The organism is Microcoleus sp. AS-A8 (genome assembly GCA_039962225.1).
Lineage (GTDB): Bacteria > Cyanobacteriota > Cyanobacteriia > Cyanobacteriales > Coleofasciculaceae > Allocoleopsis.
This window is the reverse complement of sequence record JAMPKV010000001.1, coordinates 45,032-66,908: the sequence shown is the minus strand read 5'-3', so window position 1 is coordinate 66,908 and position 21,877 is coordinate 45,032. Positions and strand designations below refer to the sequence as shown.

Annotated in this window: 21 protein-coding genes; 16 read left to right on the top strand and 5 right to left on the bottom strand. The window is 47.2% G+C overall.

Annotated features, from left to right (window positions below; all coding sequences use genetic code 11):
* Positions 1–79: 79 nt before the first annotated feature.
* The 4 genes from NDI48_00270 (at position 80) to rpsN (ending at position 5,888) form a co-directional block, all read left to right on the top strand.
* The gene (locus NDI48_00270) at positions 80–2,620 is read left to right on the top strand and encodes a PAS domain S-box protein (GenBank protein MEP0829639.1); all 2,541 of its coding nucleotides are present in this window, start codon (positions 80–82) and stop codon (positions 2,618–2,620) included.
* 113 nt (positions 2,621–2,733) lie between these two features.
* Positions 2,734–4,692, top strand: a complete 1,959-nt coding sequence (locus NDI48_00265; GenBank protein MEP0829638.1) for a PAS domain S-box protein — start codon at positions 2,734–2,736, stop codon at positions 4,690–4,692.
* Between the two features lie 117 nt (positions 4,693–4,809).
* Entirely contained in the window at positions 4,810–5,526 is a 717-nt protein-coding gene (nth, locus tag NDI48_00260) for an endonuclease III (GenBank protein MEP0829637.1), read from the top strand.
* Positions 5,527–5,585: 59 nt separating this feature from the next.
* Entirely contained in the window at positions 5,586–5,888 is a 303-nt protein-coding gene (gene rpsN / locus NDI48_00255) for a 30S ribosomal protein S14 (protein ID MEP0829636.1), read from the top strand.
* A 17-nt stretch (positions 5,889–5,905) separates the two neighbouring features.
* On the opposite strand, the gene NDI48_00250 is transcribed toward rpsN, so the two are convergent.
* From NDI48_00250 to NDI48_00235, 4 genes are all read right to left on the bottom strand, one after another.
* Positions 5,906–7,171: a transposase gene (locus NDI48_00250; GenBank protein ID MEP0829635.1), complete on the bottom strand. Its 1,266-nt coding sequence runs from the start codon at positions 7,169–7,171 to the stop codon at positions 5,906–5,908.
* 271 nt (positions 7,172–7,442) lie between these two features.
* Positions 7,443–7,772: a hypothetical protein gene (locus NDI48_00245; GenBank protein ID MEP0829634.1), complete on the bottom strand. Its 330-nt coding sequence runs from the start codon at positions 7,770–7,772 to the stop codon at positions 7,443–7,445.
* A 175-nt stretch (positions 7,773–7,947) separates the two neighbouring features.
* Positions 7,948–9,684, bottom strand: a complete 1,737-nt coding sequence (locus NDI48_00240) for an ABC transporter permease (GenBank protein MEP0829633.1) — start codon at positions 9,682–9,684, stop codon at positions 7,948–7,950.
* Between the two features lie 49 nt (positions 9,685–9,733).
* Entirely contained in the window at positions 9,734–11,317 is a 1,584-nt protein-coding gene (locus NDI48_00235; protein ID MEP0829632.1) for a hypothetical protein, read from the bottom strand.
* Between the two features lie 470 nt (positions 11,318–11,787).
* Between NDI48_00235 and leuB the strand changes: the two genes are divergently transcribed.
* From leuB to NDI48_00175, 12 genes are all read left to right on the top strand, one after another.
* Positions 11,788–12,876, top strand: a complete 1,089-nt coding sequence (gene leuB / locus NDI48_00230) for a 3-isopropylmalate dehydrogenase (GenBank protein MEP0829631.1) — start codon at positions 11,788–11,790, stop codon at positions 12,874–12,876.
* A gap of 97 nt (positions 12,877–12,973) precedes the next feature.
* Positions 12,974–13,240: a hypothetical protein gene (locus NDI48_00225; protein MEP0829630.1), complete on the top strand. Its 267-nt coding sequence runs from the start codon at positions 12,974–12,976 to the stop codon at positions 13,238–13,240.
* An 82-nt stretch (positions 13,241–13,322) separates the two neighbouring features.
* A complete protein-coding gene (locus NDI48_00220) occupies positions 13,323–14,144 on the top strand; it encodes a prepilin peptidase (GenBank protein ID MEP0829629.1) in 822 nt (273 codons plus the stop codon).
* A gap of 119 nt (positions 14,145–14,263) precedes the next feature.
* A complete protein-coding gene (locus NDI48_00215; GenBank protein MEP0829628.1) occupies positions 14,264–14,494 on the top strand; it encodes a DUF2007 domain-containing protein in 231 nt (76 codons plus the stop codon).
* 16 nt (positions 14,495–14,510) lie between these two features.
* A complete protein-coding gene (gene accD, locus NDI48_00210; GenBank protein MEP0829627.1) occupies positions 14,511–15,440 on the top strand; it encodes an acetyl-CoA carboxylase, carboxyltransferase subunit beta in 930 nt (309 codons plus the stop codon).
* Positions 15,441–15,697: 257 nt separating this feature from the next.
* Positions 15,698–15,892, top strand: coding sequence for a translation initiation factor IF-2 N-terminal domain-containing protein (locus NDI48_00205; GenBank protein ID MEP0829626.1), 195 nt, complete (start codon positions 15,698–15,700; stop codon positions 15,890–15,892).
* A 212-nt stretch (positions 15,893–16,104) separates the two neighbouring features.
* The gene (gene psbV / locus NDI48_00200; protein MEP0829625.1) at positions 16,105–16,593 is read left to right on the top strand and encodes a photosystem II cytochrome c-550; all 489 of its coding nucleotides are present in this window, start codon (positions 16,105–16,107) and stop codon (positions 16,591–16,593) included.
* 172 nt (positions 16,594–16,765) lie between these two features.
* The gene (gene psbV2, locus NDI48_00195) at positions 16,766–17,302 is read left to right on the top strand and encodes a photosystem II cytochrome PsbV2 (protein ID MEP0829624.1); all 537 of its coding nucleotides are present in this window, start codon (positions 16,766–16,768) and stop codon (positions 17,300–17,302) included.
* Between the two features lie 92 nt (positions 17,303–17,394).
* On the top strand, positions 17,395–17,805 hold the full coding sequence (gene petE / locus NDI48_00190) for a plastocyanin (GenBank protein ID MEP0829623.1): 411 nt from the start codon (positions 17,395–17,397) through the stop codon (positions 17,803–17,805).
* A 295-nt stretch (positions 17,806–18,100) separates the two neighbouring features.
* Positions 18,101–18,805 carry a rhomboid family intramembrane serine protease gene (locus NDI48_00185; protein ID MEP0829622.1) on the top strand — a complete coding sequence of 235 codons (705 nt, stop codon included), beginning with the start codon at positions 18,101–18,103 and terminating at the stop codon, positions 18,803–18,805.
* A gap of 170 nt (positions 18,806–18,975) precedes the next feature.
* Positions 18,976–19,710 carry a rhomboid family intramembrane serine protease gene (locus NDI48_00180; GenBank protein ID MEP0829621.1) on the top strand — a complete coding sequence of 245 codons (735 nt, stop codon included), beginning with the start codon at positions 18,976–18,978 and terminating at the stop codon, positions 19,708–19,710.
* A 544-nt stretch (positions 19,711–20,254) separates the two neighbouring features.
* Complete coding sequence (locus tag NDI48_00175) at positions 20,255–20,467, top strand: hypothetical protein (protein MEP0829620.1); 213 nt, start codon at positions 20,255–20,257, stop codon at positions 20,465–20,467.
* Between the two features lie 305 nt (positions 20,468–20,772).
* On the opposite strand, the gene NDI48_00170 is transcribed toward NDI48_00175, so the two are convergent.
* Entirely contained in the window at positions 20,773–21,747 is a 975-nt protein-coding gene (locus NDI48_00170; GenBank protein ID MEP0829619.1) for a heme o synthase, read from the bottom strand.
* Positions 21,748–21,877 lie beyond the last annotated feature (130 nt).

Below are 21,877 nucleotides of genomic sequence, written 5' to 3'. Positions count from 1 at the left end.
AGACGTGCTCCTCGCGGCATACCCTACTCACCCCGCACAGTGCTTAACATGAATTTGTAGCGACTGAACATAATTGAAGATGCGGGAAGCTAAGCGTTTGCTGCTGTCAGGTTACGGTGTTGCTGTGCTGGCAAGCCTGCTAGCCTTGCTACTACGTTTTCTACTTGCACCCCTTCTGAAGGAAAATGCTCCCCTTTTAGTCTTTATCATCCCAGTGATGATCAGCGCCTGGTATGGCGGCTTGAAGCCTGGTTTGCTGGCAACCGCTCTGAGTGCTTTGATCGGCTGCTATTTCTTTGTGCAACCTTTGTTTAGCCTAGACATTACGAGTGTGGCTAATGGAGTTCGGCTCGGCATATTTCTCTCGGAAGGGGTGCTGATTAGTTGGTTGAGCGAAACACGACGGAGTGCGATGCAGCGCACTGAGGCGATCGCATCATCCTTGCGGGAAAGTGAGGAGAGCTACCGTCTGCTCGTGGAAGGCGTGGAAGACTACGCTATTTTTCGGCTCGACCCCCAGGGATACATTGTGAGCTGGAACAGCGGAGCAGAACGGATTAAAGGGTATAAACCCGCCGAAATTTTGGGTCACAATTACTCGATTCTGTTTACAGCCGAGGATATTGAGCGCCATAAACCCGAACAAGCTCTCTTAATTGCCGTGAGGGAAGGTCATTTTGTAGAGGATGCTTGGCGGCGACGGAAAGATGGTTCCTTGTTTTGGGCAAGTACGGCGATTACAGCATTACGAAATGAGTCTGGAAATCTGTGTGGCTTCTCCAAAGTAACCCGTGACATCACAGAACGGAAACAAGCCGAGGAAGAATTACGCCAGCTGGTCAAAGACTTATCCGACGTAAAATTTGCCATAGACCGAGCCGCCATCTTGGCTACCACCGATGCTAGGGGAACCATCACCAATGTCAACGATAAGTTTTGCGAACTCTCCCAATACTCTAGGGAAGAACTGATTGGGCAGAATCATCGCCTGATTAATTCCGGTTACCATCCCCAAGCATTCTTTGCCAACCTCTGGTCAACCATTAAGAGGGGGAATGTATGGCATGGAGAAATCAAGAATAGAGCGAAGGATGGCTCTTACTATTGGGTGGATACGACGATCGTTCCGTTTTTGGATGATGCAGGGAAACCCTTCCAGTATCTTGCCATTCGTTTCGATATTAGCGATCGCAAGCACGCACAAGAAGTCTTACGTCGCTATGCTGAACGGTTAGAAGCCTTACATGAAATTGACCGTGCTATTCTCAGAGCCGAGTCTCCTCAAGAGCTAGCTCGTGCTGCGCTGTTACGCCTGCATTCAGTGGTGCCCTACGAGCAAGCCATGGTGGTTCTATTCCGGTTTCAAACTCAGGAAGCAGAACTCCTAACAAGAGAGTTGAATGGAGAATTGAGGGGAGAAACGGTACCCATCTCTGACTTGATACCCATTGAAGTCTCGCTAGAACAAGCATCCATTCGTTACATCGAAGACCTCAGCACCCTCGCTCCATCTCCACCACTGCTAGAGCGCCAACTAGCTGAAGGGAAGCGCAGTTGGCTGAGTATTTCTCTGATTGCCGAAGGCGATTTAATCGGTGAACTTGAAGTATTCGCCAGACCGGTTGCCGCTTTTACAGGGGAACACCAAGAAATTGTCACGGAGGTTGCCAACCAACTCGCCATTGCGATGCAGCAAGCCCGACTTCGGGAACAACTGCAAAACTACGCGGCTGAGTTAGAGCAACGGGTGATTGAGCGCACGACTGAACTTCAGGAAGCGAATGAAGCTCTAGAGGTGTTTGTGTATTCCGCCTCCCACGACTTACGTGCACCCCTGCGAGGCATACAAGGCTTAGCTCAAGTCTTGTTAGAAGACTACGGCGAGCTGTTTGATAGTGAGGGTCAGCTCTACGCCCAACGCCTTGTGATCTCTGCTCAAGAGATGAGTGCTCTACTTCAAGACCTCCTAGAGTACAGCCGCCTCAGTCGTGCTGAGATTAACCTACAAAGGGTTAATTTAGGCTCCATAGTAGCAACCGCGTTGACTCAAATACAGACAGAACTTCAATCCCAACACGCACAGGTGAGGGTGGAGATACCGTCTTTTGAAGTGATGGGCCATCGCGCTACCCTCATTCAGGTTGTCACGAATTTGATCACCAATGCCATTAAGTTTGTGCCTCCTGACGTACAGCCCCAGGTGCGAATATGGGTTGAGAAGACAGGATTTGGGGAACAGGGGCATCAAAGCCTGAGTGAGGACGAGAACACGACTCAACTTCAGCCCAGAGACGACAACAAAACGTCACCCCCTGATGTCAGGACTCCCTCCCGCTACACGATTCGCAACGATTGGGTCGCTCCCGCCACTGCTGTTTCAGCCAACATTCGCTTATGGCTAGAAGATAATGGCATAGGGATTGAGCCAAGACATCAAGAAACTATTTTCCAAGCCTTTGAGCGCTTGCATGGTGTGGAATCGTATCCCGGCACTGGCATGGGATTAGCCATTGTTCGGAAGGGAGTTGAGCGGATGGGGGGTCGAGTCGGCGTTGAGTCGCAGCCCGGTGAAGGCAGTCGATTCTGGATAGAGCTACCACAAGCGCCCTCAACAGTATAAATAGGGCACAGTCCCTCAGTTAACCCCTGCCGGAACAATGTCTCTCAAAAGATGGAGCCATTGAAGTGTTATGAAGTTTATCTTCTTGAATGGGAATTTGCTGCAAGCACCACATGTTCCGTCTTCTTCTCATTGATGACAGTCCAGATGACCGCGTTTTAATTCGGCGTGAACTGAGCAATGAATTTCCCCACCTTGAAATCGAGGAAATTATCGAGGCAAACGGTCTCAGTCACGCTTTAAGCGCGGGGAATTTTGATTTGGTCATTACCGATTATCAACTCCGTTGGAACGATGGGTTGACTGTACTCAGGGAAGTCAAATCACGCTATCCTGACTGCCCCGTGATTATGTTTACAGATAGCGGTAACCAAGAAGTGGCGGTCGAAGCCATGAAGGCTGGGTTAGATGATTACCTGATTAAGTCAGCCAAGCATTATGTTCGTCTGCCAAGTGCAGTACGTTCAGCTTGGCAACGAGCGGAGTCTCAACGCAGAGCAGAGCGTTTGCAGATGCGGCTACAAGCACTGCTCAATCGATTGAATGTGGGGGTTTTTCGTTCAACCTTGCAGGGGCATTTACTCGAAGGGAATGCTTCGTTTTTACGTTTATTGGGCGTGAGTTCCTTGGAGGAAGCCCGAACTCTGGATTTGCAGGCACTTTTACGACTACCAGCCGGGGAACTCCAACAGGGAAACCTGGAACAGGAGATACAGTTTTGTCGAGCCGATGGTCGTTCTATCTGGCTATGTTTGAATCAACCGCTCAATACTACGGAAGGTGAGCCGATTCTGGAAGGATTAATCGAAGACATCACCGAGCGTAAGTTAGTTCAAGAGGCACTGAAACGATCTAAGGACGAACTCGAAAGCCGAGTTACAGAACGTACCCAGGAATTACGCCAGCTCAACGAGCAACTGCTCAAAGAGATGCAAGAGCGTGCACAGGGACAGGAGAGACTGCGTGAGAGTGAAGAACGTTACAGGCATCTCGTGGAATTATCCCCTGATGCCATTTTTATCAATAGCGGTGGGCAATTTGTCTTTGTGAATAGCGTTGCTGCCAAGATTTTTGGTGCAACCCGTCCATCGGATTTAATTGGCAAACCGATTCTAGATAGGATACATCCTGACTATCGGGAAATCGTTAAAGGGCGGATACGGCAAATCCTGGAAGAGGGGAAGTCAGTAGAGCTGATGGAACAGAAGTTTTTGAGTTTTGATGGAACGGTCATCGATGTAGAAGTCGCGGCAGCTCCTTTCATCTACCAACAGCAACCAGCCATTCAAGTGGTTCTTCGGGACATTGGGATTCGCAAAAAAGCGGAAGAAGAACTCCGTAAAACACTGGAAAAAGAAAGAGAACTCAGCGAGCTTAAATCTAGAATTATTACCACAATTTCTCACGAATATCGTACCCCCTTGACCATCATAGTTTCTTCTGCTGAATTCCTGGAAAAATATAGTCATAAAATAACAGAAGAGAGGAGGTTTCTTCATCTCAAACGCATTCAGACCAGTAGCAAACACTTGGCAGAATTAGTGAGTGATGTACTATTCATGGGTCAAGCGGAGGCTGATCGAGTGAAATTTAATCCAGCCCCTCTTAACCTAGAAGAATTCTGCCGAGAATTCATTGAAGAAATGCGCTTTAGTATCCCGAACCAAGCAGCCATTATTTTTTTGACAAAAGGCAATTGTACTGAGGCTTGTCTAGATGAAAAACAACTACGACAAATCTTGACGAATTTGCTATCAAATGCTGTTAAATATTCCCCTCAAGGCGGCACCATTCAATTTAACCTCGAATGTGAAGAGGATGTGGCTGTTTTGAGGATTCAGGATAAAGGCATCGGTATTCCCACAGAAGATGTTTCTCAACTGTTCGAGTCTTTTCATCGAGCCAGTAATGTTGAAACAATTCCAGGTACGGGTCTAGGTTTGGCGATTGTCAAAAAGTGTGTGGATTCGCACCAAGGCAAAATTATTGTGGACAGTGTTGTCGATGGCGGGACGACGTTTACCGTGACGTTGCCATTGAAACCGCCAGTTTCTAAGTTGGATTTACGCTAAAGTCGTTGACATCAATAGACCGAAAACCGACCTACTATATTTACTTGAAAGTAGACCCTACAAGATTGTCCGGGAACGGGTAATCTCATTACCCATTCCTCCTTACCCATACACTATATGAGCATCACTCGTAAATGGGCCGCCAAGCAGCAGCGAGCAATCGAGATATTGATTCGCCTCAAGCGTTTGTATCCAGAAGCGCCCTGTACGCTGAACTACGAAACACCTGTACAGTTGCTAGTTGCAACTATCCTCTCAGCTCAATGTACCGATGAGCGGGTGAATCAGGTGACACCTGAGTTGTTTCGCCGTTTTCCCACAGCCGTGGCTCTATCCGCCGCCAATTTAGAAGAACTTGAAACCCTAGTTCGTTCCACTGGCTTTTATCGCAACAAGGCGAAAAATATTCAAAGTGCCTGCCGCATGATTATGACCGAGTTTGGGGGTGAAGTGCCCAAACGCATGGAAGAACTCTTAAAGTTGCCTGGAGTGGCTCGGAAAACGGCGAATGTCGTTCTAGCTCATGCTTATGATATCCATGCCGGTGTTACGGTCGATACTCATGTCAAGCGCCTCAGTCATCGACTCGGTTTGACTGAGCATACCGACCCCATTCGCGTTGAGCGAGATTTGATGCGCCTGTTGCCCGAAGCGGAGTGGGAACATTGGTCAATTCGGCTGATTTATCACGGTAGAGCGATTTGTCAGGCACGAAAACCGCTTTGTGAGGACTGTGTTCTTGCCGATTTATGCCCTAGTGCGGCGCTATCGAACTCCCTGCCTATCGAGGTCGCTCTTGTAAAATCCGCTGCCTCTTTGCCTACAACCAAGTGAAGCCATCGGATAAGATAGAAGATGCTGTCTTTTCTGGACTCTAGGAAACTCAAAAATTCATGGCGAAAAAAAGCATGATTGAGCGCGAAAAAAAGCGCCAAAAGCTGATCGATAAGTATGCTGACAAGCGAGAAGAGCTCAAAGCGCAATTTGAAAATGCTACCACTCAGCGCGAGAAGTTAGAAGCTCACCGTAAGCTGCAACAATTGCCTCGCAACAGTGCGCCAAACCGTCTACGGAACCGCTGTTGGGTCACGGGACGTCCGCGTGCTTACTACCGGGATTTTGGACTATCTCGCCATGTGCTACGGGAATGGGCACACCAAGGTCTGTTGCCAGGGGTTGTCAAATCTAGCTGGTGACATCCTCCCCTCCCCAATCAACGATTATGGGAGGGGCTTCCTAGAATTGCTTCTAAGATTTTCCTGTCTCTTTCGGTGCCATCTAGACTGGACGAACCAGCCCCCGACGCATCCCGTCCACAGGCAATTTCTTCCACCGTCTGTCCAACGGCAGAGACACCTCTATTTCTGACAACTTGAGCGGCGGCTACATCACGGTCAGTCTTGTATCCACATTCAGGACACTCATGAACTCGAACCGATAAGTTCTTGGATACATGAGCATCACATTCTGGACAAGTCTGCGACGTGCCTGTCGCTGCTACCTTGGCAAAATACACCCCACGCTTCCAACAGACCCAAGACAACAATTGTAAGAACTGACCCCATCCAGCATCTAAAGTATGCTTACCCAGCATCCCTTTAGCCATGCCTTTTAGGTTTAACTGTTCTGCAAATATCATCCCGGCTTGGTCGCATAGATGATGAGCCAACTTGTACTGAAAATCTTTTCGGGTGTCGTGTATTTGTTCGTGAACTAAGGCTATCTTCCTAGCAAGCTTGGCTTTATTCTTAGAACCCTTTTTCTTGTGCTTCAAACGGCGTTGTAGCAATTTAAGCTTACTTGCCAAAGCCTTAAAGAATTTCGGTTTTTTAATTAGCTCACCATCGGACGTTGCCAAGAACTTTTCTAGCCCCAAATCAATTCCCAGTGGGCGTCCTGATGGGGGAGCGTCAGGGATATTTACATCAAGCTGCAATGACAGCATGATGTAATACCCTGACGCCTTCTTAACAATCTGAGCTTGCTTCAATTCAAATCCGCTAGGGATGGATCGATGCATGATGACTTCGACTTTTCCTAACTGGGGAAGTTTTACCCAGCCTAGCCCTAAAGGGTCTTTCAGCATTTGAGGATAAACGAAAGATCGCATCTGTCCGAACTTCTTGAAGCGTGGGAAACCATGTCCTTTGCGCTTCATGTCTTCAAATGCGGTGTCTAGTTTCCTCAATACTTGCTGTAACACTTGGGCGTTGATACTCTTTAACTCTTGATTGGTTTTCTTGGCGACTGTTAGCGCCTTTTCTTGAAAACTTTTGCCTGGGTAAGGAGCATCTGCTGGAATGATATATTCCAAATGAATTGAGCAAGCGTCTACCCTGCACTTGCGCGAATTAATCCAATCTCTGCGTTCTCGTAAGGCATAATTCCAGACTTTTCGGCACACATCTAATGTCTGGTCAATACTTGCTGTTTGTTCTGATGTTGGATTAATTTTGTACGAGTAAGTGAGGGTCAGCATTGTATTATTTTAGAACCTCTACCCGTATTAAGCGACATGGTAGGCTGCTAATTTGAGCGGGATTGACCGCTTAAATTTAGCTTGGGGAAGTCCATGTACCTACGCTAGGGTCTTACGGACATGGACGCAGCATCCTCACCTAAGGCTCCGGTCGTTTCCCCAAACCCCCACGATTAGGTAGGTTATTCGGTTGGCGGGTTGCAGGGAGAGCAAGTTGCCAGTTAAAAGATTAGTCTGAGCCTTTGAACCTTCAACCTTCAACCTTCAACCCCTAATTGCCACAACAGCGGTCAATGCCCAGGCTTTGCAACAGTAAATCACTGACTGCATTCGCGATCGCAAACTCGCTATAAAAGCTCTCGCGAAAGTCAAACGCCTGCATTTCAGTCAAAATCGCAATTACCAACGATCCCAAATCATTTTCCCCCTCCATCCGTTGGCGGACAAAGATTTGGGATGCCCTTCGGGCTATCTGCTGATTCACTGGCTCTGGGATAAATTCGCGATCCAGCCAAGTGACAAGAGCCTCTCGCAGCCATTCCCCTTCTTGCTGGGCATTCTGAGGAGGTGGGAGTGTAATCGGTGGAATTGGTTCAGCCATTAGTCAAGATAACAAGACAACAGTCTTGAAATCATTCTAAGTGGATTGGCGTATCGGTAATCTGTTCTCATGCGGATGTGCATGGAAATTGCCTCATCTAAATACCTCAGCCTCTTACCCTGCAACTGGAAAGCTGATGAGCAAAAGGCAGAGGGCAAACGCCTACGTTTGAGCTTTAACGAAGTTCTAGGGAAGAACGCTCCGACAGCAGCGCTTTCAGATCCGATTCCCCAACTTTTTGCAACTGTCGCGTGAGCTGGAGGCTCAACAGTGCAAACGTCAGTGATTGACCGATAACAGCGAGAAAAACACTGAATCCGGTGGTATATGCTAAACTCTCCCCAGGAAAGGCTGAGAACAGCCAAACGCCAGGGTTGTTCGTCGCTGTCATCCACAAGAATCCGAAAATTATGGGGGGTACAACAATCAAGCTTCCGACGCTGGTAGTCGCCCAAACAGCACGCTTTGGCGTTTTCATCAAGAGCATGAATTGTGCAACCGCCGCATAAAGAAGCGTTAAGCTCGAACTGACTAATAGCCCCCAAAGTGCTCGAATGTTGAAAAGTGTTGGAATTTCCAGTTCACTGTTAGGCCATAACAATATCCAAGGTAGCAAGATGGAAGATGCGATCGCTAAATTCAGGGCGATGGCTACCAGTGCAGGGCTTCTTTCACCCCAGATCAAATCCAACCATACGCCTCTTTTGTGAGCAGAACGTTGCTTGTGGCGATAACGTATCCAATCTTGCATCCCTTGTCGCTGTGGGCTGAGCGCGGCGATCAGGCTCAAAAACAGCAGCAGATTAAACACGAGTATAAGCTGAAAATTCTCAAACGCACCTTGGGTATAACTTTCCCCTTGCCCAACTTCCGGGTTCACGGCAAACCCAAGAATCACCACCTCAAAGCAAGCCGTCAGCCAGTAACTCTGTTGCTTACCTAAGAGAGTACCAGTGGGATTATGGAAGCAACGATTGACGCCTTGCCAAATCCAGTAAGACCACAACCCGAAGTTGAGTACCATCAAACCCACAATACTCCAAATGCTGCTCCCTACAGGCACAAAGAAATAGGTCAACTGTTGTAAGGTAGAGCTGTAATTCGCCGTAGTGGAAGCATCTAGCGAATAGGAACCCATCAAATAGGGCAAAACCATCTCTGGATTAAACAGCATTAACCAGTCGAAGGAAGAATCGGTGGCGTCGCTGCCATTCATTAGCATTATCGTCATCGGGAATAGGAGCATCAGAACCACACCACTACCCAACCAAGCTTGAAAACCCCCTAACCATTTACCTGTTAAGCCCAATAGCAGTGCCACACTGTAGAAAAACCAGCAGCTAGCAGCCAGGACAACGTAATAACTCAAAATCAGAGATAAGGAAATTCCACCCGACAACCCAGCGAGCAAATGTAAAGGTAAAGCCAAAAAGCCCACTAAATAGAGCAACATCGGGACTCCTAGCATTTTCCCCATCAAGATGCTTGGGCTGGACTGAGGCGTGAGGCGCAGAAAGTTCAACGTGCCACGACGCTCTTCTTTTGCTAAGTCAACAATCAGCATATAGGTGCCGACCACCAACAGGGCAAAAATGCCCATAATGCTCAGCCACACAAATACATCTTTCCACCACAGCGACCAGTTAATCACAAAACCATTGAAGCCATCTGTAAGGCAGATAGGGAGAGCGTACTCTGAGGCTGCTGTACCCGTACAATATCGGTGGGATATAGCCGTCGCACTGTCGTTCGGCACCGGTAGCTGAGTGGAGAAACTGATCAACAATATGAGTTGACTGACAAGAGAAACGGCTGTGGCAATCAGAATATTGCGGGGCAAAAGACGTCCTTTGATTTCTCGGAATAGTTGCGGATTCCATTCACCGATTTGATTGATTCTAGGTAAAGCCATAAAAGTTTTCTCAACTACAAAACTTGGGGATTGAGTTAGCTGGAGCTTTTTATTTCACGCCACTGAAGGGTCGGGAACGTGACTGAGTAAAAAGCTTCTTTGAGGTAGATTCACCCAGCTTTTGGAATTGTCGTGTCAACTGTAGAGTTAATAATCCGAGTATACCCACTTGAGTCAGCAAACCCAGGAAAATAGTTGTTGCGGAGGCATTGGTAAAGGCGACTATGGGTAAGGGTGACAACAGCCACAAAAACGGCATGTCTAGCGGACTCATGCCCATGGTTGCCCAAATTGCCAATAACCCTCCTACTAAAACCCCTACCGTACCAACAATCCAAGCCGATTGCTGCCATTTGCTCATAAAAACCATGATTTGGGCGATCGCCACATAAATCAAAATGACATTCAGGGTGAGGAGTAAACCCAAGAGTGCCATTGGCACGGTGAAATCCTTGTTAGACTCAACCTGTCCGAGTCCCAGTAAAATCCAAGGTAACCAAATTGCAGCCGTAAGCAGGAAATTAATGGCGATCGCAACTAATCCCGGACTCTTTTCGCCCCAAATTAAATCCTGTATCAAAGAGCGATGCAACAAACTCTTGTCAGTAAAATTGCTTGTGTGTCGATAGCGTGCCCAATCTCGCAAGACTTGGGGACGAGGAGACAATACCCCACTCATACAGAGCAATCCTACAGGGTTGAAAACAAACAGAGTAAGTCCACCCAGAAAGACCTGAGAATCTAGAAATATCTGAGAATCTGGACGAAAGTCATTCAAGGGTGGGACAAAGAACCCTAACAGACACACTTGAACACTAGCGACTAACCAGTAACTTTGTGACTTGCTCACAACGGTTGAATTTGGGTTACGAAAAATTCGATTAGCCGCTTGCCAAATCCAGTAGGTTGCCACACTCAAAGTAATCAGCATCCACAGAAAAATAAGTTGTGGCGAATATCCCACGGGCAGCGAGAACCAGTACCAGTTTCCTAACCCATTACTCCACCCAGAGCTATCGAAAATGACATTAATTACATAAATATAAACCCATCCCAATAAAAAGCCTAAAAAGCTACCACTCCAAGCTAGAGCTTGAATTCCGTTTTTAGCTCCATAGAGCAATGTCATCAGGACACCACTACTATAGAACAAGCCACAACCGACGCCCCAGAGGAGATAAATTTCCAAGAGCCAGCCTAACGGGAAATCCACTGCTAAGGCAGAGCCGAAATGCAATGGAATGGCGAGAATTATCCCCAAATAGAGTACAGCAGGAACCCCTAGCATTTTCCCGCTCAGAATGCTTTGGCTCGACTGTGGACTCAAGCGAATAAAGTTAAGAGTGCCGCGATGCTCTTCTTTCCCCAAATCACTCATGAGCAGGTAAACCCCACAAGTTAGCAGGAGAAAAGGCAGTATCCAGTTGAGAATGATAAACACACTCTCCCATCGGATATACCAGCTATTCGTGCTGTCGCCGACCATCTCACTCCCCATGAGCATGAGAAAGAGTTGACACACTAAGGAGATAGTGACTCCCAAAAAGAGGTTTCGGGTAGTGAGTTGACCTTTTAGTTCCCGAAACAGTTGCGGATTCCACTCGCCCAGTTGATTTAAGCGCTTTAGTTCCATTGATAATGTCTCCAAGGCAAGAGAATTCTTGCTCCAAGTCAATTATGGCTACCTAGTAATAGTATTTATCTCCTTGCAGTTCGCCTCTTATGCAAGAAAGCTGAGGTATTTCGCCCATCTGTGACAGATAAAAAGTAAAACTGAAGGATTTGTGGAACAGCACAAGCCATTGGCGTAGCCTGCACTTAAGGGGAGCATCAGCTTAAGCCTCAAGAGGCTACTAGGAAAGTCTTCTGAGCCTTTTGCTCAATTTTCAGACTTAATACCTGCCCAATCCCCTCCTCTCCAATTAACGCCAATCCTATCTTTTCCTGAGCCTCTGTGACAGGAGGTTTTGCAGAAACGATCAACAGGAAAATGCGACGAATGGTTGAAACCGTTCCTTTCCCCGCTATGATATTAAACCGGTTGGGGTTACCCGCTGTTTACCGATTTCACTTCTCGCATCATCTACGGAGCAAACAACCAGCATGGCACAACATTACCGTATAACTCTTTTGCCAGGTGATGGCATTGGTCCGGAAATCATGGCAGTCGCAGTTGATGCCTTAAAAGTTGTCGGTGAACAGCTTAATATAACGTTTGAATTCACCGAAGCCTTAATCGGGGGGGCGGCAATTGATGCAACAGGTGAACCTCTCCCTGCCCAAACCTTGGAAATTTGCCGTAACAGCGAGGCTGTCTTACTCGCGGCGATTGGTGGATACAAGTGGGATACACTGCCTCGGCATTTACGCCCTGAAACTGGACTGTTGGGACTCAGAGCGGGTTTGGGTTTATTTGCCAATCTACGACCCGCGACGATTTTACCCCAACTGATTGATGCCTCAAGTTTGAAACGAGAGGTGGTGGAGGGCGTTGATATTATGGTGGTGCGAGAACTCACTGGGGGGATCTACTTTGGTCAACCCAGGGGAATTTTTACCACAGAAACGGGCGAGAAGCGAGGCGTCAATACAATGGCTTATACGGAAGCCGAAATTGACCGAATTGGGCGGGTAGCCTTTGAAACGGCTCGAAAACGCCGGAAAAAACTCTGCTCGGTGGATAAATCAAATGTGCTGGAAGTGTCCCAGATGTGGCGCGAACACATGACTCAACTCGCGGCTGAGTATCCGGATGTAGAGCTCTCTCACCTGTATGTTGATAATGCTGCGATGCAGCTTTTGAGGGCACCTAAGCAGTTTGACACCATTGTGACGGGCAATCTGTTCGGAGATATTCTCTCGGACGCCGCGGCCATGCTGACCGGTAGTATTGGGATGTTACCCTCCGCGAGTTTAGGCGAAAAAGGGCCTGGGGTTTTTGAACCTGTTCATGGGTCTGCCCCTGATATTGCTGGACAAGATAAAGCTAACCCTCTAGCTCAGGTTCTCAGTGCAGCAATGATGCTACGCTATGGTTTAAATCAGCCGACGGCGGCTGACCGAATTGAGCAAGCCGTACTCAGGGTTTTGGATCAAGGCGATCGCACCGGGGACATCATGTCAGAAGGAATGAACCCACTGGGTTGCCAAGCCATGGGAAATGCCCTGATCCAGGCACTATCTGGAGGCTAAATCATAGGACTGGCGCTTGTCGCGTAAACGCGCTCAAGCCTCTTGCTGTAATTACGCTGTTGGATTAAAGTCGAGCTTAAATAATAGGGGTAGGCGGGTGGTATATACATCATCACAGCAATGGCCAGAAAATTACATAGAGCGGATGGATATCCCGATGTTGCTAGACCCCGTTTTACTGAGGTCAGCTCGACAGATTTATCGGACTTATTATGAAGTGCATCCAGACCTCACACAGCGTCCTACTGGTGTAGCCATTGACCGATATACCCATCGCGGAAAGCTAATTTTTAAGAAAAGACCGATTCTTTTGCCTCAGGAATGTTTTGTGCCTTTTAGTCAACTTGAGGCAGAAATTTATTAGTGATGAATCATTAGTTATAGGTCATGGGTCATTAAACTAAAGACTAAGAACTAGGAACTAAAGACTATGCCTAGGACATGACATGGAAGCGCTGTTTACTGCTGTAACATCTTTAATTGTTTTTGCTGTAGGTGCATCGTTTGGCAGCTTCCTCAATGTTGTGGTTTACCGACTGCCGGCAAAATTATCGCTGTTTTGGCCGCCCTCTCGCTGCCCTGATTGCTTGCATCGGTTAAAAAAGCGGGATAATGTTCCCGTCCTAGGCTGGCTGTGGTTGAAAGGACGTTGTCGTTACTGTAAACGTCGGATTTCTTGGCGCTATCCCGTAGTCGAGGCCGTAACGGGTCTGCTGTTTTTGCTGGTATTTTGGTTCTATGGTTTTAGTGGGCAAACGTTAGGATATTGGGCTTTTGTGAGTTGGTTATTGGTGCTTTCTCTAATTGACCTAGACACCCTGACCCTACCGAATTCCTTGACTCAATCAGGATTAATTTTGGGTTTAGTATTTCAAGGAACTGTCGGTTTTTTCCACTCGTCTCAATGGTCAGGAATGTCCCAGCAGCTAATGACTGGCCTAGTCGGTGCCGTGCTGGGAATTTGGTTATTCGATCTGATTGCCTTTGCCGGCTCGATTGTGTTTGGACAAACCGCGATGGGTGGGGGTGATGCTAAATTAGCGGCGATGATGGGAGCCTGGTTGGGATGGAAATATCTGCTGTTGAGTGGGTTTATCGCCTGCGCCTTAGGAGCCTTTGTTGGCACAGGCGCGATCGCTCTGGGCTGGATAGACCGAAGACAACCGATGCCCTTTGGCCCTTTCCTCGCATTAGGAGCAGGCTTGACAGTTTTTTGGGGTGAGGTGATTGTTTCTACCTATATGCAGCTATTTTTCCCTTGGAGCTGAAATCGATGGGAAAACGGCTCTAAATTTTTAACCTTTAGCCTTCAACTTTAACCTTTATTCCCAATCCCTTGTATTATTGACCCAAAAATATGCGTCTTGAGTCTTGATAAGATTAACCTGTGCCCTGGATAACCCTAAAAACCACTAATGCCCGCTGGGAAGCCGAGCTGATGCAGCAGGTGCTAGCGGCTCATGAGATTCCAAGTCGAATTCTCGATACGGGGATAACTCCTTATTTCGGTGCGGGTAGCTCCGCAGCATTGCAAGTTCGCCCCCAAGACCAATGGACAGCCTTACTTCTGTTGAGTTGTCCCGAAGAGGAGCAAGCAGGGGCATCAGATAACAATTAAGGAATAAAAAAATTTCATGTCTCTATTCGATTGGTTTGCAAATCGACGAAAATCAGAACCCACTAATCAAGAAAGGCCGGAGCGTGAGATTGCGGACGGGCTATGGACAAAGTGCCCGGAATGCGGGGTCTTGGCTTATACAAAAGACCTGCAAGCCAATCAAATGGTCTGTCTAGAATGCAAGCATCATATGCGGGTCTATAGTGACGAGCGCATTGGGCAACTGATCGACCCTAACACTTGGATTCCTCTGGATGAGCATTTGTGTCCGACCGATCCCTTGAAGTTTCGCGATCGCAAACAATATGCGGATCGCTTGCGAGAAACCCAAGATAAAATCCATCTGGTAGACGCGGTTCAAACCGGCACAGGTCAACTCGATAGCTTACCCCTGGCGTTGGGGGTGATGGATTTCCGCTTTATGGGGGGCAGTATGGGTTCTGTGGTGGGCGAAAAACTCACCCGTCTGATCGAACATGCCACGCTACGCAGCCTACCCGTTGTGATTATCTGTGCCTCCGGGGGAGCCAGGATGCAAGAGGGGATGCTCAGTCTGATGCAGATGGCCAAAATATCAGGAGCCTTAGAACGCCATCGTGAAGCCAGACTGCTTTACATTCCGGTTCTGACTCATCCCACCACAGGTGGCGTCACGGCGAGCTTCGCCATGCTGGGAGACATCATTGTGGCAGAACCTGAAGCAACGATAGGCTTTGCCGGCCGTCGGGTGATTGAGCAAACCCTGCGAGAAAAACTGCCAGACGACTTTCAGACGTCTGAGTATTTATTACAGCATGGGTTTGTGGATGCGATCGTGCCCCGCACTCAGTTGAAAAAAACCTTGGCTCAACTGATTCGCCTACATCAACCCCTCTCTACGTCACCGTCGATGTTTCCCTTACCCGAAGCGATGCGCTTGAGTGTCACTAAGGGAAGTGGTGGCTAAGAAAAGCAACAAAGTAGGGCAGAGGAGGAACGTTGGTAAAGTTATCGGAATCATTGGGGGATGAAAGTTGAGCTATTCCCTCACGGTCTCACTCCCCCTCTCCCTTGCCCCCACTCTGCCACTCCCCCTCCCCACTCCTGTTCCCCCTCTCCCCATGCAATTGCTCCCAACCCACTCTTGGCAAGTTAGGGAAAGGCGTCGCAAGAGTGGCATCATATTTTAAGAGACTCGATCTTGTTTGTTGCCAGCCAATAATTATGGGGTTTGCAGACCTGTCAATTGCGGAGATTGCCGCAGAGTATAATCTTCCTCCTGAGGAAGTTTGCCATCGATGCAAGCAGTTGGGAATTGCTTACAAAACTCAAGAAACCCGTCTGGCTCTGGAGGATGCCAAGGCAATTATTTCTATGATTTTGTCCGAAACAGAGGGTTCAGTTACACCTCGAGAGTAGGGGAGATTAAGCTCCACCTACCATCAGTGAGTAATTTCTTTGGGAAAGCTCCCACTAAGCCAGTGCGCGTTTACGAGAGCACTCCAAAGAATCTTCTTTTGCCGATTGCTGGGTTGACGGCGATGCCCCTCAGATAGAGGATAGGCTCCAGATTGAGTCCGTGTGTTGAGTAGCTAAAACAAATGAGCCATATTTTTGAAGGAGAACCAAGAATGAAGCGATTCATCTTGCTTGCGTTGGCAGTTGTCTTTTTTGCCTTTCAAATCGCTGTCGGGAGTGCAGCCGCTGTTGAACTGACCCCTGAAGTACGCACGGTGAAAGCCACTGAAGCGGGTGACACCATTACCCTCAGCCTCCAGCAAGTGCAAAAAGGCAAGCGCTTGTTTAACGATACCTGTGCACAATGTCATGGTGGCGGCAGAACGAAGACTGACCCCAACGTGGGGTTAGGAACTGAGTCACTGGCTGGAGCAACGCCACCACGCGATAATATTGCCGCGTTGGTGGATTACATGAAGAATCCCACGACCTACGACGGGGAGACTGAAATTCCTGAATTACACCCCAGTCTCAAGAGTGCTGATATCTATCCCGAAATGAGAAATCTCACCGATGATGACCTGGAAGCGATCGCGGGTCATATCCTCTTCCAGCCAAAAATCCTTGGCAGAATGTGGGGAGGTGGAAAAGTCTATAACTAATATCCAGCTTGTGTGATTGGGTCATGGGTCATGGGGTCATTAGTCATTGGTGATTCCTCTAGTCGTTAGACATGGGCTGACAAACTGAAGTACTCATGACTGATGACTGATGACTAAGGATAAACGACTAATGGCTAATGACTCATGACCAACGACTAAGGATAAACGACTCATGCTGACCCGATCCATCCAAATCACTCAAGTTTTACACGCCTTACGGCGTCAACTGTTCTCAGTTCACTTTTTACTAGCCTGTTTAATCACTGTCTTGGGCGTTTTTCTGGTTAGCTCACCGGCTCAGGCGGCTACAGATACCTACGTTAGGCGCTACCTCGATGTCAAAGAGCCAATCTCTCTGGCGTTAGATGGAAAGGGTCAAACCAAGCCGTTCTCTGGCGAAGACTTGTCCTTTGGGAAAGAGCTGTTTGAGGCTCATTGCCTCAATTGTCATGTTGGGGGAGCAACCTTGCCAGATCCAACCGTGTCTCTGGCGCTGAATACCCTGGCGGGTGCCACACCACCTCGTGATAATATCGATGGCATCGTGAATTTCTTGAGAGCACCCATGACCTATGACGGCAGCGATCTGAGCTTTTGGTGCCGTCAAGTCTCAGAAAGTTGGATGCCACAAGAGCAAATCGAGAAGTTAGCCGCCTTTGTTCTGAGAGCGGCACAAAAAGCACCTGGATGGGGTACCTCCAATTTCTAGGAGCCGCTAGACAAGTAAACAAAGGAAAGAACGGTAAAGACTTGTTCTAAGATATTAATAAAGAATTCAATGGCGAATTTTCGGAGAAAATGATGAAATTTAAAGCCGCAATTTCACGCAGTGTCGGGTTGCTACTGTCTACAATTCTGCTGATAGTGGCTAGCTTTGCGTTGTCGGCAACACCTGCTGCTGCCGAAACCTACACAGTCAAGATGGGTACTGACAGCGGAATGCTTCAGTTCTATCCGCCAACTGTCACAATTAAGGCGGGTGACACAGTTAAGTGGGTGATGAACAAAGTTCCTCCTCACAACGCTGTCTTTGATGATGCTAAGCTCGGCGACAAGGCATTGGCTAAAAAGTTATCTCACGATAAGTTATTGTTCACTCCAGGTGAGTCTTTTGAGACGACCTTCCCAGCCGATACCGCAGCCGGAACCTATCCTTTCTACTGCCAACCTCACCGGGGTGCGGGCATGGCAGGCAAGATCATTGTCCAATAATTAGACCTTAATTATTGTGTCGAAATTGCTAATTACTCGGTTGTTTTGGGGATTGGTTTTCCTCAACTGCATGGATATTCCTCTATTCATGGGGTAAGTGTTAATCAAACCAAGGATATCTCTGCCCATGTTTGAATGTAATTCAATAGGGCGAGCCATTTTTTCAATTCCCTCTTTTGCCAAAAATTAAAACCTCTCTTTAGAGAGAGGTTTTTTTTATGAGATAGGAGAGAAGACAAATCAAGAGAGTTAAGATAGGGTTTTTTCATGTTTGGATAGATAGGAAAGAACTGTAGTGTTTCCCATTAGCGATCACAATCCGACGCGCATCACTCCCTACGTCACTTATGCCCTGATTGGCGCAAATATCTTTATTTTTCTGTATCAGCTAAGATTAACGTCGCCCCAACTGGAGCAGTTTTTCCAGTTATATGCTGTTGTTCCTAAAGAGTTAACCGCAAGTTTCGGTGGCATCCCAGTCAATCAAACCGTGCCGGAACCTCTAACCTTGGTAACGTCTCAGTTTTTACATGGTGGTTTTTTGCATATTTTGGGCAATATGCTGTTTTTGTGGATTTTTGGCAACAATATAGAAGATAAGTTAGGACACATTAAGTACGTCATTTTCTATATTACTTGTGGTTCTCTAGCTGCTTTGGCTCAGTGGTTTTTCTCCATGCAATCGGGTATTCCTTCCTTGGGTGCTAGTGGCGCGATCGCTGGCGTGATGGGAGCCTATATTCTCAGGTTTCCCCATGCTAAAATCCGGACTTTAGTCTTTCTCGGCCCTTTCATCGTTTTTCCGGATATTCCAGCTATTTTCTTTTTGGGCATTTGGTTCTTACAGCAAGCGTTATACGGCATTGCCAGTTTGAATGTACCCAGTAATATCGGGATGGAGAGTGGGGGAGTGGCTTACTGGGCGCACGCGGGTGGATTTGTTTTCGGGGCAATTATTGGCCCCTTGCTAGGGCTGTTTTCTGAGGATTCTAGGCTATGAACCTTCTACCGGCCAAAGCATCAAATGCCGGATAAGGAATGAATTCCTCTATCTAGAGTTCAATTGTTTTTGATAGAAAAAAATCAGAAATCTATCTACAGCAGGCCGTCAGGGAAAGCCACATTAAGTTATGTTTCTTTTAGTTTAGTAAATCAATAGGAAAAACGCTTGTGGTTCCCCTACGTGACGAAAATCCGATAAGAATAACTCCGTATGTCACTTACGCCCTGATAGCTGCCAATATTTTGATTTTTATCTATGAGCTGACTTTGGCTGGGCCTCAGCTTGATGGATTTTTCCATCTTTTTGCGGTTGTTCCCAAAGAACTCACATACAGTTTTAACGGCATTTCTGTCAATCAGCCAGTGCCAGAACCCCTGACTTTGCTCACTTCACAGTTCCTCCATGCGAGCTTTACTCATGTGGGGTTTAATATGTTGTTTCTGTGGATTTTTGGTAACAATATTGAAGAGGAACTGGGTAGGGTTAAGTTTTTGATTTTTTATCTAGGTTGTGGGGCATTAGCGGCTCTTACCCAGTGGTTTTTTGCAACTAACTCTTTGATTCCTTCCCTAGGTGCCAGCGGTGCGATTGCAGGCGTTATGGGAGCCTATATCCTGAAGTTCCCTAAGGCTAAGGTCGTTACATTCCTTCCTCTTGGTTTCTTTTTCACCACCCTAAGAGTTCCTGCCCTGTTTTACCTAGGTTTTTGGTTTTTGCAGCAAGCCTTTAATGGGGTAGCCATGCTAGAAGCACCCGCGAATGTTGGGATGGAAAGTGGTGGAGTTGCCTACTGGGCACATGCTGGCGGCTTCGTTTTTGGCGCAATTCTTGGCCCCTTATTGGGGTTATTTGCTCCTGACACCAAGCCCCCTGCTTATACCACAGAACCAGAATCATATTGATTTTTCACGAAGCTTTTAATAGGAAAGTAGTTTGCGTAAACACTGCGCGAACTACTTCCCTCTTTTAGATTTTTTGTTGAATTCAAAAGAAGGGATTGATTATTTAAGCACGATAGCAGAAGTGCTTTGCTCAACCTCTCTGTAAGTTAGAAATATCCAAGCAGTCTTTAAAACGCGGGCCATCATCGCTTCCAATCCAGCCCCAAAAAAACACATCAATGTAGTCAATTCCCAGTTCTTTAAATAAGACATGGAGAGCGAGAGCGAATCCCGAATCGCTAAATTGCTTTACTTTCATCTATCCGAACAGAAGAGTGTTCTGTGATACCAACACCCGAAAGTAACCTATCTTAGGATAGATGTTAATCTCTTGAGTCCGGTAGATATTCTTAATCAATAGATTTAGTGTATTTTGGTCATAAAACAGAAAATTATTAGGTTGATGAGACTTCTCTGTTCGATTTTCTCTCTTCTGCCTGTAAATACTCATCTCCTGACCTAACCCCTAGTCTCAATTTCCAAAAATTTTTCCAGGGAGCTGTGTATGATTCGGATTCGTGAACTTGCCCAACAAGCGCTTGATGTCGGTTATTTAGATTTAGAAGCTGAAAACCAACTGCGGCAACTTTTAGCCACTAAATATGATGTAGAGGACTTAAAGAGCTTTATAAAGCTGCAACTGGCAGCGATGAATGGTGAGGTAAGGATTGAATCTCACAAACGACAGTTTTTAAAGACTCAGGTAGTTAAGGCATGAGTCACTTAGCTTCGGCTCTTTGCCACGACTAGTTATCTCTAGTCACACACCCGTTGGGTGCCTCCTTACTTCTAGTTTTAGCTAAATTACAACAATGTCGCTAAGCTGGAAGATGGTTTTTAACAGTTAATTTTTTTATAAAAACTTTCTGACAAGTCGTGAAAGTCTTTGATTCGGATAGTTATTTCGGCAACTGATTGAGTCGAACGCTATGCCAATGGAAGACGGAGAGAGGTTTCTCAAAATAAAATAAGGGAGCCTAAGGCTCCCAATAGTTGTCTTTTGATCCAAACAGAATCTACCCGTTAACCACCAATGAAGATAGCGCTGACTAGGGTGTGCAGATTTTCCGTTAAACCCGTTGTGAGTTGTTGCATGATGGGCAAGCTATCGACGACCATTCCCGTACATAAAAGCATCATGTAAAGGATGGAGTATTTAAACAGGGAACGGGCTAATTGCTTATCAGTGGGTGCCTGTAAGAGTTGCCACGCTTTTTGGAGAAAAATGATGCCCAACCATATGGCGATCGCACCATACACCACACCCAAGGCTCTCAAGGGATATATCAGCAAGAGGGAAGCCGGGACAACTAACAGGGTGTAAACCCAAATCTGACGAGTGGTGGACTCTTCACCCGCCACAACTGGCAGCATCGGAATCCCAACCTTGGCATAGTCATCGCGAATCATCAACGCTAATGCCCAGAAGTGGGGAGGCGTCCACAGGAAGACAATGGCAAACAGTAACCAAGCCACCCAACTCAACTCACCCGTCACGGCAGCCCAACCTACCAGTGCTGGGATCGCTCCGGCAGCACCACCAATCACAATATTTTGGGGAGTATGGCGTTTGAGTAAGTGAGTATAAATAGCCATGTAGAAGACAATACCGGACATGGCCAAAAGGGCAGACAGCAGGTTGGCGAATACCGTGAGTAGGGTGAAGGAGAGCAAGCCTAAAGTGATCGCAAACAACAGGGCATCACGGGGCTGCACCCTACCCGACGGAATGGGGCGATGACGTGTGCGCTCCATATCGTAGTCGATGTCGCGATCATAAATGCAATTGAGGACTTGGGCGGAAGCCGCCGCCAAGGTTCCACCAACAAGGGTTACTAGCAGCAAAAAGGGGTCTACTCGTCCATCCGATGCCATCCACATCCCCGCCGCTGTAGTAATCAGTAGCAGTGGGATAATCCGAGGCTTGGTCAGTTGATAGTAGCTTTGAATAACTTGTAGGAAGTTTTCATGTTGACGGGAGACACTAGTCCCAACCATTACTTCACCAATTTCCTTTTTTTCAAACAATACGCGCACGGTTTTCCACAGAAGTCTGAAGTGTGAAAGCGTTGTGGCGCGTTAGCGCAGGATGAAGTACTAAGGATGAAGCATAAAGTATCAGACATGG

Excerpts from the sequence above, each read along its gene's own strand:
- NDI48_00270 (MEP0829639.1), top strand. The coding sequence starts at position 80 with ATGCGGGAAGCTAAGCGTTTGCTGCTGTCAGGTTACGGTGTTGCTGTG.
- NDI48_00265 (MEP0829638.1), top strand. The coding sequence starts at position 2,734 with ATGTTCCGTCTTCTTCTCATTGATGACAGTCCAGATGACCGCGTTTTA.
- nth (MEP0829637.1), top strand. The coding sequence starts at position 4,810 with ATGAGCATCACTCGTAAATGGGCCGCCAAGCAGCAGCGAGCAATCGAG.
- rpsN (MEP0829636.1), top strand. The coding sequence starts at position 5,586 with ATGGCGAAAAAAAGCATGATTGAGCGCGAAAAAAAGCGCCAAAAGCTG.
- NDI48_00250 (MEP0829635.1), bottom strand. The coding sequence starts at position 7,171 with ATGCTGACCCTCACTTACTCGTACAAAATTAATCCAACATCAGAACAA.
- NDI48_00245 (MEP0829634.1), bottom strand. The coding sequence starts at position 7,772 with ATGGCTGAACCAATTCCACCGATTACACTCCCACCTCCTCAGAATGCC.
- NDI48_00240 (MEP0829633.1), bottom strand. The coding sequence starts at position 9,684 with ATGGCTTTACCTAGAATCAATCAAATCGGTGAATGGAATCCGCAACTA.
- NDI48_00235 (MEP0829632.1), bottom strand. The coding sequence starts at position 11,317 with ATGGAACTAAAGCGCTTAAATCAACTGGGCGAGTGGAATCCGCAACTG.
- leuB (MEP0829631.1), top strand. The coding sequence starts at position 11,788 with ATGGCACAACATTACCGTATAACTCTTTTGCCAGGTGATGGCATTGGT.
- NDI48_00220 (MEP0829629.1), top strand. The coding sequence starts at position 13,323 with ATGGAAGCGCTGTTTACTGCTGTAACATCTTTAATTGTTTTTGCTGTA.
- accD (MEP0829627.1), top strand. The coding sequence starts at position 14,511 with ATGTCTCTATTCGATTGGTTTGCAAATCGACGAAAATCAGAACCCACT.
- NDI48_00205 (MEP0829626.1), top strand. The coding sequence starts at position 15,698 with ATGGGGTTTGCAGACCTGTCAATTGCGGAGATTGCCGCAGAGTATAAT.
- psbV (MEP0829625.1), top strand. The coding sequence starts at position 16,105 with ATGAAGCGATTCATCTTGCTTGCGTTGGCAGTTGTCTTTTTTGCCTTT.
- psbV2 (MEP0829624.1), top strand. The coding sequence starts at position 16,766 with ATGCTGACCCGATCCATCCAAATCACTCAAGTTTTACACGCCTTACGG.
- petE (MEP0829623.1), top strand. The coding sequence starts at position 17,395 with ATGAAATTTAAAGCCGCAATTTCACGCAGTGTCGGGTTGCTACTGTCT.
- NDI48_00175 (MEP0829620.1), top strand. The coding sequence starts at position 20,255 with ATGATTCGGATTCGTGAACTTGCCCAACAAGCGCTTGATGTCGGTTAT.
- NDI48_00170 (MEP0829619.1), bottom strand. The coding sequence starts at position 21,747 with ATGGTTGGGACTAGTGTCTCCCGTCAACATGAAAACTTCCTACAAGTT.